General features: G+C 48.2%; 12 protein-coding genes. 4 read left to right on the top strand and 8 right to left on the bottom strand.

The window, feature by feature from the left end; translation table 11 throughout:
* Positions 1-581: 581 nt before the first annotated feature.
* The 8 genes from GmarT_RS09830 to GmarT_RS09790 all read right to left on the bottom strand — a co-directional run bounded on the left by GmarT_RS09830 (position 582) and on the right by GmarT_RS09790 (position 9825).
* Positions 582-1103, bottom strand: coding sequence for an ankyrin repeat domain-containing protein (locus GmarT_RS09830; protein WP_002648754.1), 522 nt, complete (start codon positions 1101-1103; stop codon positions 582-584).
* Between the two features lie 17 nt (positions 1104-1120).
* On the bottom strand, positions 1121-2476 hold the full coding sequence (locus tag GmarT_RS29925; RefSeq protein ID WP_002648755.1) for a polymorphic toxin-type HINT domain-containing protein: 1356 nt from the start codon (positions 2474-2476) through the stop codon (positions 1121-1123).
* Positions 2477-2783: 307 nt separating this feature from the next.
* Complete coding sequence (locus GmarT_RS09820) at positions 2784-3119, bottom strand: helix-turn-helix domain-containing protein (RefSeq protein WP_002648756.1); 336 nt, start codon at positions 3117-3119, stop codon at positions 2784-2786.
* A 126-nt stretch (positions 3120-3245) separates the two neighbouring features.
* Complete coding sequence (locus GmarT_RS09815; RefSeq protein WP_002648757.1) at positions 3246-3995, bottom strand: hypothetical protein; 750 nt, start codon at positions 3993-3995, stop codon at positions 3246-3248.
* A gap of 636 nt (positions 3996-4631) precedes the next feature.
* A complete protein-coding gene (locus tag GmarT_RS09805; protein ID WP_002648758.1) occupies positions 4632-4991 on the bottom strand; it encodes an integrase core domain-containing protein in 360 nt (119 codons plus the stop codon).
* 217 nt (positions 4992-5208) lie between these two features.
* Positions 5209-6885, bottom strand: coding sequence for an alkaline phosphatase (locus GmarT_RS09800; RefSeq protein WP_002648759.1), 1677 nt, complete (start codon positions 6883-6885; stop codon positions 5209-5211).
* 829 nt (positions 6886-7714) lie between these two features.
* Positions 7715-9133 (bottom strand): ATP-binding protein, encoded by a 1419-nt coding sequence (locus GmarT_RS09795; protein WP_002648760.1) that lies wholly within the window; start codon positions 9131-9133, stop codon positions 7715-7717.
* A complete protein-coding gene (locus GmarT_RS09790) occupies positions 9130-9825 on the bottom strand; it encodes a response regulator transcription factor (protein WP_002648761.1) in 696 nt (231 codons plus the stop codon). The genes GmarT_RS09795 and GmarT_RS09790 overlap by 4 nt, the downstream gene beginning before the upstream one ends.
* Positions 9826-10300: 475 nt before the next feature.
* Here GmarT_RS09790 and GmarT_RS09785 point away from each other — a divergent pair, with 475 nt between their 5' ends.
* The 4 genes from GmarT_RS09785 to GmarT_RS09770 all read left to right on the top strand — a co-directional run bounded on the left by GmarT_RS09785 (position 10301) and on the right by GmarT_RS09770 (position 14800).
* A complete protein-coding gene (locus tag GmarT_RS09785) occupies positions 10301-10855 on the top strand; it encodes a hypothetical protein (RefSeq protein WP_002648763.1) in 555 nt (184 codons plus the stop codon).
* Positions 10856-11423: 568 nt separating this feature from the next.
* Entirely contained in the window at positions 11424-11876 is a 453-nt protein-coding gene (locus GmarT_RS09780; RefSeq protein WP_002648764.1) for a PepSY domain-containing protein, read from the top strand.
* Between the two features lie 369 nt (positions 11877-12245).
* A complete protein-coding gene (locus tag GmarT_RS09775; protein ID WP_002648765.1) occupies positions 12246-13877 on the top strand; it encodes a calcineurin-like phosphoesterase C-terminal domain-containing protein in 1632 nt (543 codons plus the stop codon).
* 566 nt (positions 13878-14443) lie between these two features.
* Complete coding sequence (locus tag GmarT_RS09770; RefSeq protein WP_002648767.1) at positions 14444-14800, top strand: hypothetical protein; 357 nt, start codon at positions 14444-14446, stop codon at positions 14798-14800.
* The last annotated feature ends 48 nt before the right edge of the window (positions 14801-14848 follow it).

The raw sequence follows: 14848 nt of genomic DNA, 5'->3' as shown, positions 1-14848 counted from the left end.
CAAGAAACTCAATCGAATCGACGACATCTGCAATTCGAACATGCTTTGGACGACCTTGCATTTCGGCAAAGTGACTATGCAGATTCAGAATAACAACATTTGGCCACTTGGGGAACATGTGAGACTCACAGGATTTACCGAAAAAGTTACAGTCTTCCAAATTAGCATCACTAAAAACGCCCTAAAAAGTACAGCGATTCAAGTTTGCATCCTGCCAAGAGAAACCAATAAGATCACTCTCAGCAATCACTAGAGAACCGACCTACTTTCCACGAATTGACATACTTTTGGCTGGCACGCTACACCTAATTGTGCAATTTTCCAGTACAACGTCACTTCCGATTGCATTGAATGTTTTACTGTCATCAATGACGATTTCTTCGCCCTGTATTACGATGTCTTGCAAGTTCGTGTTCTTCTATCTTGTCAGAATTCTATGTACCGGAACAAGACTTCTGGCATGAATGGTACCTTTAACTGTTTCGGATTCACACTTGGTAATTTAGACACCATTTTCTATTGTCTTGCGAGCGGTTTAGAATTGCTCGTTTTTTTGGGGAGAAGGGAAGAGTTGAGGGCTTCTATGGTTCGTTAGGTAAAGACGGTGTTGATGGATGTTGTGAAGTTCTTTGTTGAAGGAATTCAACAATTTCGGGAGTGCCGTACCGTTTTGCGTAACCAACTACATTGATGACGGGTTCGCCAAATTCTGCGTCCAAACGTGCGCCTTCTTCGACAAACAGTTTGACCACTTCAAGTGATTTACCATAGATTGCACTGAAGATTGGAGTCGCACATTTGCCGAAACCTCGATTGATTTCTGCACTTTGTGCGATGAGCCACTTGCATGAATCCAATCTTCCCTGTCCTGCCGCAATGTCCAATGCAGAGCTCGTACCATCGTCTGTCAACTTATCGACTTCCAATCCAGCTTCAACCAAAACCGCTGCAATATCGGTGTGTCCTCGTTGAGCAGCCCAATGCAGCCAATTCTTTCCAACTTTTGACACTTGCAATATAGAGGGGTCGTTCCGTACCAACTCTTTTACTGCCATTATGTCGCCTTGAACTATGGCTCCATACATTATAGCTTCACTTGTCATTACTTCTCCAGAAGGAATCAGAATTCAAGACGAGACATGCGTCGTCCTGCATCTTGAAGTTGTTCCATAATCAGTTCCCGCCCCTGTTGCCATGTAAGTACAGCGTCAATGTTTGAGCGATGTACACCAAGAAGCTCATTGTAGAGCTTGGTTGCGTTTTCTGTTGTGTGCTGTCCTGCAACATTTGGAGCATAAACGAGGTTACCTGTTGGCCCCGTGCCTCGAAACCAAGGGATATCATAAAACTCAAGTATGTCTTTCCCTTTTTCGACAAATTCAACTTGGCTTCCATGACCTGCTTTCATGTTAATGTGATGCTCGTGGGACCTCGGCATACCAGCGGGCGGAAGAACGCCAGTCTCGCTTATAATGTGCTGCCCCCAATTAGATGGCGCAACTTCGCCTGCTTGAGGGCCGTAACGTCTTGGCAGTCGTGCAACATTCAAATCAGCCTGTGTCAAAACTCGACTTGGATTTCCTAACGCTGGGTGAAAACTTCGGGCATTTAATGTATCAAATTGACTAACAAGATGACTGCTCGATAGGACATCTGTCGTAGAATAGAGCGAGTCTAAATCAACGTTTTGTCCACGGGGGACCAGATAACAAGGACCTGCATTATGGACCAGCAGGCCGGAGCCGGTGACGCTGTAGACGTGTTCGCCAGCAATTTCCAGGTTGTAAACCGGTTCCGGTCCGGCGCGGATTTCGATTGACGTGATGCGGACTGTCTTACCCACCGCAGAACGCAGTCGTTCGCCGGGCTGCAACTGGTCGGAATGGATGAATGCCTGGCGGTCTTCGCTCCAGATCGGATGTCCGGCGGTCACGCCGATCGGTTCGGTTTCCCCTTCCACATAGATATTGAGCACATTGTCCGCGGTGTTTTTGAACGTGGAGATAACAACCGGACCGTCACCCGGATCGATGGGCGGACAGTCTGATATCGAGAGCACTTCCGCCGCCCCCACCACATACATTTCCGGCATGTTGAGCTGGATGACCGCGCCCGGTTTTGCACGGTGCAGCGAAATCCAGCTTAACGGACGCAGCAGTTCGGCTTCAAAATAAGTGCCATCCGGTTTGAGCATCCGCACCGACACCAGCCGCCAGCCTGCCGGCGTCGGATCGATCGTCGCTTCCGTTTCAATGCGAAGCGGATTCCGCCCGACTACCCGCATCCCGGGCCGCATCTCCTGAATCGGCGTCGTCACCACTCGCGGCGGTGAAATGGAAGGGCTCATCGCAGCATGAGCAGAAGGCAGAATCTCGGCATCCACACCACCAGTCAGCCCCATACCCGCTTTCCAGAAACAGAAGTTGGTGAACAGCAGGCAGCTGAAGATCGCTAGTTTTCGAGTGATTTCAGGCATGAATTCGATTCGATATATTTAACATCAAGATAAATTTATTCTTCTGAACTCTACCTTCTGCATCACAAGTATAGAAGACTTTTGGGGTATGTTTTTTGATGCTCAATATTAATATGCATTCATAGTGGGTACACATACTACCAGTCCTCAAAATTCCCAGGCTAAGATTGTGAACTAATAGACTGAATCGATCTATGAACTTTTACCTAGAGCGCGTCACAGATAACCGTAGCGGTAGCCACAGTGTGTATGTAGTTCCTGCTTTCTGTGCTGGTGATCTGATCGGGGCGATCCTGCTCTGATGCGATCAGGACTTTTTTTTGAGAGTGAGCTTTAAACGTGTTAATGCGCGACACAATGTCTGACGACAGAGTGCTGTGCCAAGCTGATCCTTCAATTCCTGCAGAGTGATATCCGGTTTATTTGAGACTGCAGTTTGAATTCGATCTGCCAGTGAATGCCACTGGGGAACTCGTTTACGCCTGGTGGCAGGGCTGGTTTTTCCCTGATCTCGAAACTCTTGTTTGACCCGTCTAACCCACGATTCACTGCATTGAAATTGCAATGCAATCTCCCGGGTTGTTAAACCGGCTGCATACGCTTTCAGAACTTCGAGGCGGCGTTCTTTGGAATAAATCAACATGTGAAATCCTCCATGAAATGAGACTTCACCAGTCTACCAGACTTACCGCATTCGCGCTAGATTAAAATGTGACGCGCTCTAGACCCAATATGTGAATGTATGTAATCAATAAAAAAGTAAAACATCTCATCCCAAATTATTTTCCACGAGAAACTCCCAAATGGCACTGACCACTTTTCCTTGACTCATCGTTCGAGCTTCATCGTCATACTGACTGCGAAAAGTGTATTCATCCCGTTTTGGTGACAGTATCTCAACATAATCATCACGAAAACTAGTCACTTCCATAAAACCTGATTCAATGCCGTTAAGATTTCGTATTTCCTGATCAATCAGTGTGAATCGTACGGGGACACCATTCGAGTTGCCAGCACCTCCTTGTGTACTCGGATTTTCAAATCTGAGCAGGGCCTTCGGTGTTAGCTCTCTTCGCCAATCCAAAGCGGAGTTCGTTTGTCGTCTCATCTGAACAAACAATTCCTGCGGTTCATTTCCAGAAAATTCACAATTATGGATCGGAAGAACAAGATAGAGTTCCTTGCGTTCCTCATCTAATCTTCCCTTAAAGTAGCTGTGGAAATCGGAGGGAACCAATAACAAATGGGTAAAGTTGTATTCGTTTGGAATGCCAATCTGATGTTTCGATAAGACACTTTGGCCTCCTTCTAACTGTTGTACTGCCAGCAAAACGGACTGTGCGAATTGATCATCGTGATAACCATCAGTCACTATAAGCAAATCCCTCTGTGAAAGAGGGTCTGGCATGAAGTAATAAAGAAATTTAAAAGCAGGAACGATATCCTGGAATTTTAAAATATCGCTTGGAATAGACTCGATATCAAAAAAATTTGCTTCGATGTCTGATTGAGAGATCACAAATTTGCTCCTGTCTATCTTTCGTAATTTGAGCCAATATCTTGCCGATAGCGTATACCATTTGCAGACATTCGACCACCATCAGAACTATTAGCACTACGTAAACGGATCGACATGTTCGATGTGTCATTATAAAATTCATTACGGAGGGCTCGTGTAGAGTCATAACCAACAGTATTCCAATGTTCAACAACAGGCGTTATGTGTTCTATCGTGATTCTTGGATCTGATCGTGATATAATCTCACCATCAGCGGTAAGAACTTTCCCCTTGTGTGGACCTGATTGGATTATATTTGCATCTAAAACTTCGTCTAGGAGTCTGTCCGAGAATGAAATCTTCCTTTGCAATTTTTGAGGGAGTGGGCTAAAACGGTTTAGAGTGTGAATGGATTTTCTTTCTCTGGATGCAAAACCAAAGATTTCTTACCCTGCTGTTTGTCATGACATTCCAGACATTTTTGCGCGAGTTCTCGCACCTGGGAAAAGCCCAGCCCCTTAGTCAAGGAAACGCAAACCATCATCGCCGCACCAAATAAGACTTACAAGCTGAGGCAACGATCGCAGTGTGAAATCGTCGGTGTCGATCATAAACTGCGAACGACTAACCTGTAGACCCGTCCTGCCACTCTCATCCTCAACTACCGACTGCGAGAAGTTCCTCACAGATCCGACAGCTCTGAGATCGATTTGACTCCATCCGTGATTTTCTCGCTGCGATACGCGTTTCCTGCAGTTGCCCCGGTATCTCCCGCCCCGTTCCATAGTACATCTCGTCAGGAGTCTGCCCCTGGAACGCGGAATGTGGTAAATGAGTGTTGTATTGCTCGACGTAGAAATCCACCAGGTTTTCGACCGCATGTGCGGAATCCAGCTCGTTCAAATAAAGCCATTGGTGCTTGAGCACGCGCCACCACGATTCGATATTGCCGGTAGATCGAACAAGTTCTTTTAGCCGATGATCATAGCTGCGTTGCTTGCGCGTGTTTTTGTACATAGCCTGATTCTTGTGAATCAGGACAACGGTGGGAAGGTATCATCGACATTTTACGACGTGGGAGGCGAAAACTCGCGCTTAAATGTCGGGAATGTCGTGATAAACTGCACGGCAGCCTGTGGCAGACTCGTCGATCAGATCACCAGCACAGAAAGCAGGAATTAAATTACACATCGTGGCTACCGCTACGAGTATCAGTGATGCGATCTAGAGGATTCTACTTCGCCTCTTTTTTCGGCGGGATGAACGCTTCCGGCTGGTCGATATTCAGATAGTGCCCATGATCGGCGGTGAGAATCACGATGGTCTCATCCCAGTTACTGTTTTTCTCCACCCATTCTGTGATGACTTTAAACGCGTGATCGCCGCTTTTGACCGCACCGATAGAGTTGTCCAGATTGTTATCGTGATTAGACCAGTCGACATCTCCGGATTCCACCAGAAGCCAGAAACCCTGTTTGTTCTGACTGAGTACAGAGAGTGCCGATTCAGTCATATCAGCCAGGGTCGGGTTTTCAGCGATATCTGATTCAGAGTAAACCTCGGCACTGTTTTTTTTCCCCGGAGCAGGCTGGTAATCGCCGTCAGCGGTCTGGAACGGCAGATGAGCCGCGTATTTCTCGACGCCATACACGCCCAGCAGTCGCGTTTTATTTTTGATGGCGGCGGCAGTGGCCTGTTTCAGACCGACTTTCCCTTTAACCTGCGGAGTTCTCAAAGCGACCGTGTATTTTCCACCCTGTTTGACGTCTGCCTTGTTGATGGTTTCTTCCGAAATGTATTTCCAGCCGGGCACGAAGTTCTTGCCATGCGACTTACCGCCGGTCGGTTTTTCCATTGTGCCGAAGCCTCCTCCCAGCACGACATCCAAACCTGACATCGCTTCTTCAGGATGTGAAATAGAAGTCTGTCCCAGCAGGTCCCGGGCCAGATCCTGATAGTCATTGCGGCTGACATTATGTGCGTAAGCGGCGGCAGGTGTGGCATGTGTGATCGGAACGCTGGTGACGACACCAACAGAGTATCCTTTATCCTGTGCCTCGTGTGCAATCGTCGCGACAGGAGCGCCGTTTGGATCCACATTGATCGCGTTGTTGTATGATTTGATACCGGTCGTCATGGAAGAAGCTGTATTAGCAGAATCGGGGTAAGCGTGTTCGCCATATTTATTACTGGAACTGCCAATCAGGTATTTTTTATCTTCGCCTGCTTTCCAGGGTGTGGGCCCTCCTTTTTTCGCATTGTATCCGCCACGCATTTTCCCACCTGGATTTAGTACTTTCTGAGTGTTGACGTCCACATTGGAGCCATCGTTGTGAGGCGCTGTCACCATGAAACCAAACTGGGAAGTTCCATCAGCCGTGTAATCCTGAAAATGCAAACCGGTTCCGCGTCCACTTTTGTATTTGTCAGCCCCATTGTAATACAGGGCCGCGGCTCGGGTCGTATCCCAATCCATGCCATCGAACACAACCAGGATGATATTCTTTTTACCTGCTTTGAGGGCTGCCTTCTGGATATCGTAGAGATTGGTTTGATCCAGATATTTGGCTTTTAGATTCAGCGTATTCTCAGGCAGAAAACCATAAATAGCTTCGAGTTTTTTCTCATCGCGATACGGGCTGTTCTTGCCGATATAAGAATCCAAATTGCAACCGTGAACGCCGTTTTGGGTTCCGAAAGTGTAAACCGGAATCAGTCGCAGAGAATGGCTGGACCACTGGGTATAGTTATTCGGATCAAAGCCCCAGTGTGCGGCCGGGCTCTTTTTATTCTTAATGGCTGTGGTCTGAAGTTCTCGAATATGATCGGCCTGTGGTTTTTTCGCAGCGAGTGGAGAGTTACTGACCAGTAGTATCAGTACCAGCAGTATGGAAGAAACAGCGAGTTTCATGAGGACCTCTATGATTGAAATCGTTATTGGTTTTCTGGTGAGTTTTAGGAAGGTCAATTCAACATTATAGTTTAGGGCTATCAGGGTTTGTAAAGTGTGATACTATGAAGCCTGTATGAGTTTTGAGAATTAGTAGACCCCTTTGCCTTGAGTAGTGTCACTACCAGACATTTCCTAGACGGTTTGAACTTGGAAGCGATCCAAGCTTGAAATGAATTCCTATTTTACATTTTATAGCATGAATTTCTGCCATATATATATATATATCACTACGATTCCCTATTGCACAGATTGTTCCTGTGTCCCACATACCGCAGAACCGTCGTCGTTCTACGTCACACTACATGGAAATATTTGCATTCGAAGAGCTTTATGACGACTGCGAATTAATAATGTCACGACACAGCTTTGTGGTCGAACGGCTATCAGCAGATGGTCGAAATGAGCCCCCCGCCAAAGTTTTCTTTTGTTCGGACCTGTACCTTACAGCTCCAACGATGCACGTTGACATTAGTAAGAAAGCGGTAACGACTGCCGTTAATTGAACAAGTAATACAATTTTTGTCATTTTATTATCTCCAGCGAATCCCAATGGAATGTAAGTCTTTATCAGCAGTATCGCAGCGCAGCGTAAACGCACCCTGAAGGGAAGATAAAATTTTCTTCATCTCAACAAAAACATGAAGTGGTGCGATGGGGAGCAAGAAGAAAATCGTACTTCTCACGAGAGAAGACCCTGAAGCAAAAGGTGGCAGGGGCAAGCCTTACTTCAGGCAACGCGCTCGCTGCCGTGATTTAATTAGATACTGTAAGCTGTGATAAAAAGTCTTCAGCTTGTGGAAAGGATACCCTCAGCGGGTAGTGAAAGTTGAAACCGCGTTTCCATTCCCGGACCATCGACACAAACCAGACGCCCCTCCAGCGCCGTCGCAATGTGCCGGGCCAAAGCCAGTCCCAGCCCCGTACCCGGCGATGCCTGCTGCCGCGCCTGGCGGGTGCGAAAGAATGGTTCAAAAATCGCTTCCCGGTCTTCCGCTGCAATTCCCATTCCCTGGTCTCTGGCTTCCAGAACAATCAAAGCAGCTTCCCGTCGCACCAGAATTTCTACAGCCGTTCCCGACTCACTGTATTTCAACGCATTGGAAATCAGTATCTCCATGATCTGCGCCAACAGTGTCGGTGAGGTTTCACACACCAGACTCGCTGCCGTTTTCAGATGGATATCATTCCACCGCGGTGAGTTCTTCCAGCGTTCCAGATACTCCGGCAACCAGAGGCTGAGATCGGTCCGTTGATAATCGGGAATCGGCTGATCCTCCGCCGGACGTGCCAGGAAGAGTAAAGCTTCCACTGTCTGGCTTAACGAAGTAGTCGCCTGGCTGACCGTCGTCAGTGTCTCCTGGTATTCTTCTGCGCTCCTTGGCCGTCTGAGTGCCACATCAACCTGTCCCTGCATCACAGTTAAGGGAGTTCTCAACTGATGCGCTGTGTTTCCCGCAAATCGCCGTTGATGTTCGTATTCCTGAAACAGCTGATCGAGCAGTTCGTTGAACGTCACACCCAGCTCTTCCAATTCATCCCGGGTAGGCTGCACGTCCAGTCGCGCGCGAGTGTCGTGGACGTCAATTATGCGGACTTCATCTGCCATCTGCCGGATCGGTTTCAGTGCCCGCTCGCAGAACCGGCGTCCCAGCAGCGCCGCAATTAACCAGCAGATTAAGGGGAGCACAATCAACGCCACCGCCAGCCAGAACAGGGCTCGACGCAACGGTTCCAGGTTCCGCGCTACCACAATGGTTAACGCGGCGTGTTCCAAATCCGAACGTTCAGATGCTGGCTTAGGTTCGGGCGCGGCCAGATGATGTCGAACTAATCGCCAGCCCAGTTTTGTGATTTCACTCGCATTCACCAGAGAGCTGACATTCTCTGTTACAGTTTTTCCCGAAGCAGTGTGGTAATTATCCGAGTGCGCGACAACCTGACCCTCTTCGGAGAGAACCAGCCAGAAAATATCATCCGGATCTCCATAGGCATCCTGAATCACAAAATGATCCGTGGATTCGAATTTGACGTCGTCGATCTCCACTTCCGCAGCGGCCACCAGTATATGCAGCAGCGAATCGAGCTGTTCATCGAAGTGATGTTTCAGATATGACCGCGCCACCCCGTATAGCAACAGAGAATTACCGATCAGAATCACCGCGAGTGCAGACAGGAAAAACGCTGAAACACGCGTCGTCAGTTTCATAAGGCTCCCTCATCATCCGAGGTCGTTTCCAGCACATAACCGCGTCCTCTTAATGTCTGAATCACGCGGGGGCCGCAGGCTTCCAGTTTATGACGCAGTTCCTTGACATGTACTTCCAGCGTATTGGAAAGCCCGTCGTACGAATCGTCCCAGACAGTATCGTAGATCCGCGTCCGTGAGAGTACCTTGCCCGGATTCCTCAGAAAAAACAGCAGCAGGGAAAACTCTTTCGCCGTCAGATCTAGCGGCGTTCCGCCGCGCGTGACCCGCTGTGTTTCCAGATCCGCGCGGATGTCGGCATATTCCAGCACCACGCCGCTCGCCTGGCCGGGTCGTCGTAACAGCGCCCGCACCCGGGCCAGCAGTTCATCAAACGCGAATGGCTTGGTCAGGTAATCGTCAGCTCCCGCATCCAGTCCAGTTACTCGTTCGGTAACCGCATCGCGCGCGGTCAAAAACAAAACCGGAGTCGTGCGGTTCTTTTGTCGAAACCGACGGAGTAACTGGATGCCGTCTTCAACCGGTAGCCACCAGTCCAGAATCACCAGGTCCCATGTCTCCGAATTCAACAGCAGCCAGCCGATTCGACCATCTTCCGCGTGTTCGACTCCATATCCCTCTTCTGATAACCCCCGCACCAGAAAATCGGCAATGCGGGCTTCATCTTCCACAACCAAAATCCGACTGCTCATCGTGGATGCTTTCTCAACTTAAAACTGTAGTAATTCGTTCGGTCTTTTCATCTCGCATCAACATTATACGCCACCAAAGTGTATCGCCATAAAAGATGAAGCGGATTTTATCTTCACTTCAGCGTGGCTTTAAATCTACTCTCTATAGTGCTTTGGATTCGAATAACTCCCACCGGCAAATTTCATAGTCTACTGATCAAAGGAAATCTAGATGATCCCTTACCTTCAACGCTTCAGAATAATCAGGCCCGAGTATCACACCTGTCTGACAATTCAAGACGCCATTCCGTATCTGGTGCAGCGAATTGAACAGAAAACAAACAATAAAAAGGGTTTCGTGGAACAGCAGCAAACTAAGTCTTGTGACCGAATCACAGCATCCTCTTCATCGTGACGAGTTCCAGACTCCACTTACCAGATTAATCACTCATTTAATCAATAATATGAATAGCCATCCAGAAAAAGGAAATTTATCATGGTAACTCTTACCAGTTTTATCAATGATCTGATCTCGATCACAAAGCGATCCGATATAAGAGACACTCGAACCCGATTTAAAAAACAGCATAGCGGCTCATCCGCCAATATGCAGGACCTGAATGATACGATCAAGCAATGGTCATCTTGGGGTGCCTCACATGTGGAAATTCATCGCTATGCCTCTACGGCCGAACTGGGAGTAGTGTTGTCTCGTTTCGATAAGCCAAACGGGCAGGGGATTTCCGATGTTGTTCTGCTGCTTGACGAATCCTTGCCACTCCAGTTCGATCAATTACTCCGCCGCGAGAACCTGGGCCGCCGACTGACACTGATCTCTCGCCAAAAATCCACAATCGATGTCTGTAATTCACTGGGAATAACCGACTCCATCTTTCGCATGGATTGGGAAGCGGTCGAGGTCAGTTACTATCTGAAAGATATACTGACCAGTAGCGTGATTCGCCTTAACAGAAGTGAGAAGCTCGCCGTCCTTTTACCGGAAACCGAAGACTTTAACGAACTCAAACGCAACGATGACCGGCTGATGTAATCAGTCGTGTTTCACCGTTCTGACGGATAGTCATCATGGTAAGCCCGCGTGTCAACCTGTTCCAGGCCGGGAATGAGCTTTGGTTCTGATTAATTCTGTGTCAGAAAATAGAGTGATCTTCCCACCCCGTTTCTTGATCCATGTGAAATGTGAGAGGTTTTGTTAGCTTATATTTTGAGAAAGGAGCGGGAAATGAAACGAACACGATACACTGAAGAACAATTCGACTTCACCTTACATCAGATAGAATCAAGGACTCCGGTGGCTGATGTCACCGGGAAGATAAGAATCAATCGGACACAAAGTCGTGTGACTGGTGTCATAGTTGACTTCACATCCAGACATACGATATGTGACATATTATGGCTGTCAAATATTTTTTCCGTTTCCCGGTCTATTTCATATTAGGTGGCAGCTTTGATAAAGCCCGGTAATGCAAGCTGATTTATTTTTCAAACATGAAGTGGATTTTATCTTTGGTTCATCCTGATTTCAGGCACGCTTGATAGTATCTGACTGTAAGAACGGAAATCCTTTTCCAAAATATTTACTGACTAAGGAGTCAATCATGCGTACCGTATTATTATTGGGAAGTCTTGTGAGCGTAGTAGTAACCGTAGCAGAAGCTGATGTCCCGCCGAGCCAGGCCAGTCCGCTTTCACAGGTTTTATCAAAGCTGGAACAACAGGGGCTGACACCTATTGTGGAAGCTGCGTTTGACGACGGTGTCTGGGAAATCGAAACCTTTCGCAAGAACAAGCCGATTGAGGTCCACGTCAACCCGCAGACGCTGGCGATTATTAGCGAGCATCCGGATTTCCATCATCAGAAACTGAGTATCAAAGACCTGGCCGCTTCCCAAATCGCCCGCCAGATAGAGCAGGCGGGTTATCAGCCTATCCTGGAAATGGATTATGAGCATGGTCAATGGGAAGTAGAGACGCTGCATGCCGGTTCTGAGCGGGAGCTGACTATTGAGGCGTCGACGGGGAAAATCCTGTCAGATCGTGCGGACGACTGAAGCCGACAGAATTTACAGCTGGTGATCCTCGCACCCGAATTTCTTGCGCTGTCTTGCATTTGGTTCACTTTTAGCGTGGCGAGTGGCCACATTATTCCATCCGTCGTTTTCGAGATTTCTCTGCTCGTATTGCGGACGCGGCTTGTCGCTTTTGATAGGCTCCTATATTCCCCTGAAACCCCCTCTGCTTTTTGTATGATGTTATTGTAACAATACTCAAAATGAGGAAATTAGTAAGGATTCCCACTTACGGTTTGAATAGTATTGCCGGAAACCTCACATAAAGAATGGTCTATGGGTTTTACCCCGATGCTACGGAACATAACATGATTAAAGCAAATTTATCTGGTTTACTGATAAGGGAAAAAAATGGGTCGATCATCACTGACAAAATTGCTTGTGGTCTTACTGCTGGTATCGAGTGGTCAGACCTACGGACGGGCGGAATCAATAACAGCAAAGGAGTCGCAGACAGCCACCGGTTATGTGTTTTATGATGCGAACAACAATCGCCAGCGGGACGCCGGGGAACAGGGCCTGGCTTGTGTTCGCGTTTCCAATGGTCGCGAGGTTGTCTGCACGGACGAAAATGGTTTGTATCAACTGCCGGTTACGGGTGATACGATTCTGTTTGTGATCAAACCACAGGGATGGCGGACGCCGCTGAGCAAGAATCTGACGCCGGAATTCTATTATATTCACAAGCCGAACGGCTCACCAAAATCAAAGTACGCGGGGGTCAAGCCGACCGGTCCGCTGCCTGCGTCGGTCGATTTTCCGCTGTATCCTCAGAAAGAACCTGCGGAATTCCGGGCGATCTTTTTTGGTGATCCGCAGCCCCGCGATCAAAAGGAAATCGATTATATCGCCCATGATGTCATCGAAGATCTGATTGGAACCGACGCTTCGTTTGGCGTGACTCTGGGCGATATTCTGTTTAACGATCTTTCTCTGTTCCAATCGCAGGCGCGCGGCATCGCGCTGCTGGGCATTCCCTGGTATAACGTGATCGGCAACCATGACATCAACTTTGACGCTCCCAATGACAAACTGAGTGATGAAACGTTTGAACGCGAGTATGGGCCGGCGTATTACTCATTCGATTATGGGACCGTGCATTTTATTACCCTCGATGATGTCGAATGGACAGTTTCAGAAAAAGATAAGAAAGGAAAATATCAAGGCGGGCTTGGTATAGAACAGATGGAATTTATCAGGAACGACCTGAAACAGATTCCCGAAGATCAGCTGGTTGTGCTGATGATGCATATCCCGCTGGTGAACGTCAACGATCGACAGGAGTTGTACCGGTTGATTGAAAAACGTCCGTTTTGCATGTCGATTTCCGGTCACACGCATCATCACGAGCACCGTTTCATCACCAAAGCAGATGGCTGGCGTGGCCCGAAACCGCATCATCACATCATCAACGTAACGGTTTGTGGCAGCTGGTGGTCTGGCACTCCTGACGAACGGGGCATTCCGCATACCGTGATGGCCGACGGGGCGCCGAATGGTTATTCCATCATTCGTTTTGATGGCAAGGAATACAATCTGGACTTTCGGGCGGCAGGCCGCTCTGAGAAGTATCAGATGAATATCATGGTTCCGGAAGAAGTCGCTGCCAACCAGTTGGTCGAGACAGATGTGATTGTCAACGTGTTCAATGGTTCGGAACGTTCCAAAGTTGCAATGCTGATCGGAGCGGTTGGAACCTGGGTTCCGATGGAATTTCGGCCAGGCATTGATCCGGGCTTCAAGAAACTGTCTGAGACTGAGAATAGTGTGAAAGATAAGAAGTACCGTAGTATGCCGAATGCCAAAAAGTCCACACATCTCTGGCATGCGAAACTGCCCGCCGGTTTGAAGCCGGGCACGCATCTGCTGCGAGTTCGCACGGTGGAAATGGATGGCGACAAGCACCAGAGCGGTCGCGTGATTCGCGTTGTTCCCGCCAGACCGGACGAGAAAACTACTGCTACGGGAGTGACTGAAAAGTAATCTCGGCATCTGGTTCAAAATCGAACAGGAAATTCGAGGATGGAGTAGCAGGTAATGAGGGGGCCCGACTGAGCCTTGATTTTGAAAATGGCCTATACCGACACTTGAGGAAGCAGGTGTCACAGGAGGTAAATATATCGCCAAAGTCGATGGTTTCGAGTATGGCCAAGCCATCGAAAATCACGAACCGGAGGCAATTCGATTGTTTCCCATTCAACAATTAGAAGTAGAGCTCCCCGTCCCGTACAAAACCCTCTTCGTAACGACTATTGCGCGGGCTGATTCCGGAAGTCATGAGATCAAAGGAGCTTACAAAAGGGCGAGCCCTCTACGGTGATTTAGAGGTAACTCACCGCTTTCGAATTTTTCTGGAGTAGCTTAATAGCAGCCGCGACACCATTATATAAGGTGAACTGCGTCAACTCTGTGGCCCTGCAGTCGGTGAAGGTTCCGCAAAGCCCTGAAAGAGACTGTCCATCGAATGTGAACTGTGTCTCAGCGGGGTACAAATTAAGTGACATCTCCTTATTTTACAGCATGTTACCACCGAGACTGATTTTACCACGATGATCCAACTTTTTCATCCTCTGCTGACACTGATTGCGACTGCTTCCGACAGCCTGTTGGCCAAATACGTCCTCTATTTGAAAAATGAGAACCGGATTCTGCGGGATCGTATACCAGGTGAAATTCATACAAAGCTTCACGAACGTACGCAGCCTTTCGGCAAAGTGCATCTCGATTATCTTGTTTCGGAATTCGTTGATTATTACAACAAACATCGAGCGCACAGCTCACGAGAATATCTGCCGCCCTGTTGTGCTGAGCCACCGCCGGAATTCGAGACAATCAGGCTCGATGAGATCCACTGCGAGGAACATCTCGGAGGACTGATCAAGTCGTACGAGCGGATTGCGGCGTAGATCACATCGAAAAGCAAGTCATTTCTTCACGCCCAGGGTACGCGCGTT

Source organism: Gimesia maris, from assembly GCF_008298035.1.
Taxonomy (GTDB): domain Bacteria; phylum Planctomycetota; class Planctomycetia; order Planctomycetales; family Planctomycetaceae; genus Gimesia; species Gimesia maris.
This window is presented reverse-complemented; position numbering and strand designations above follow the sequence as displayed.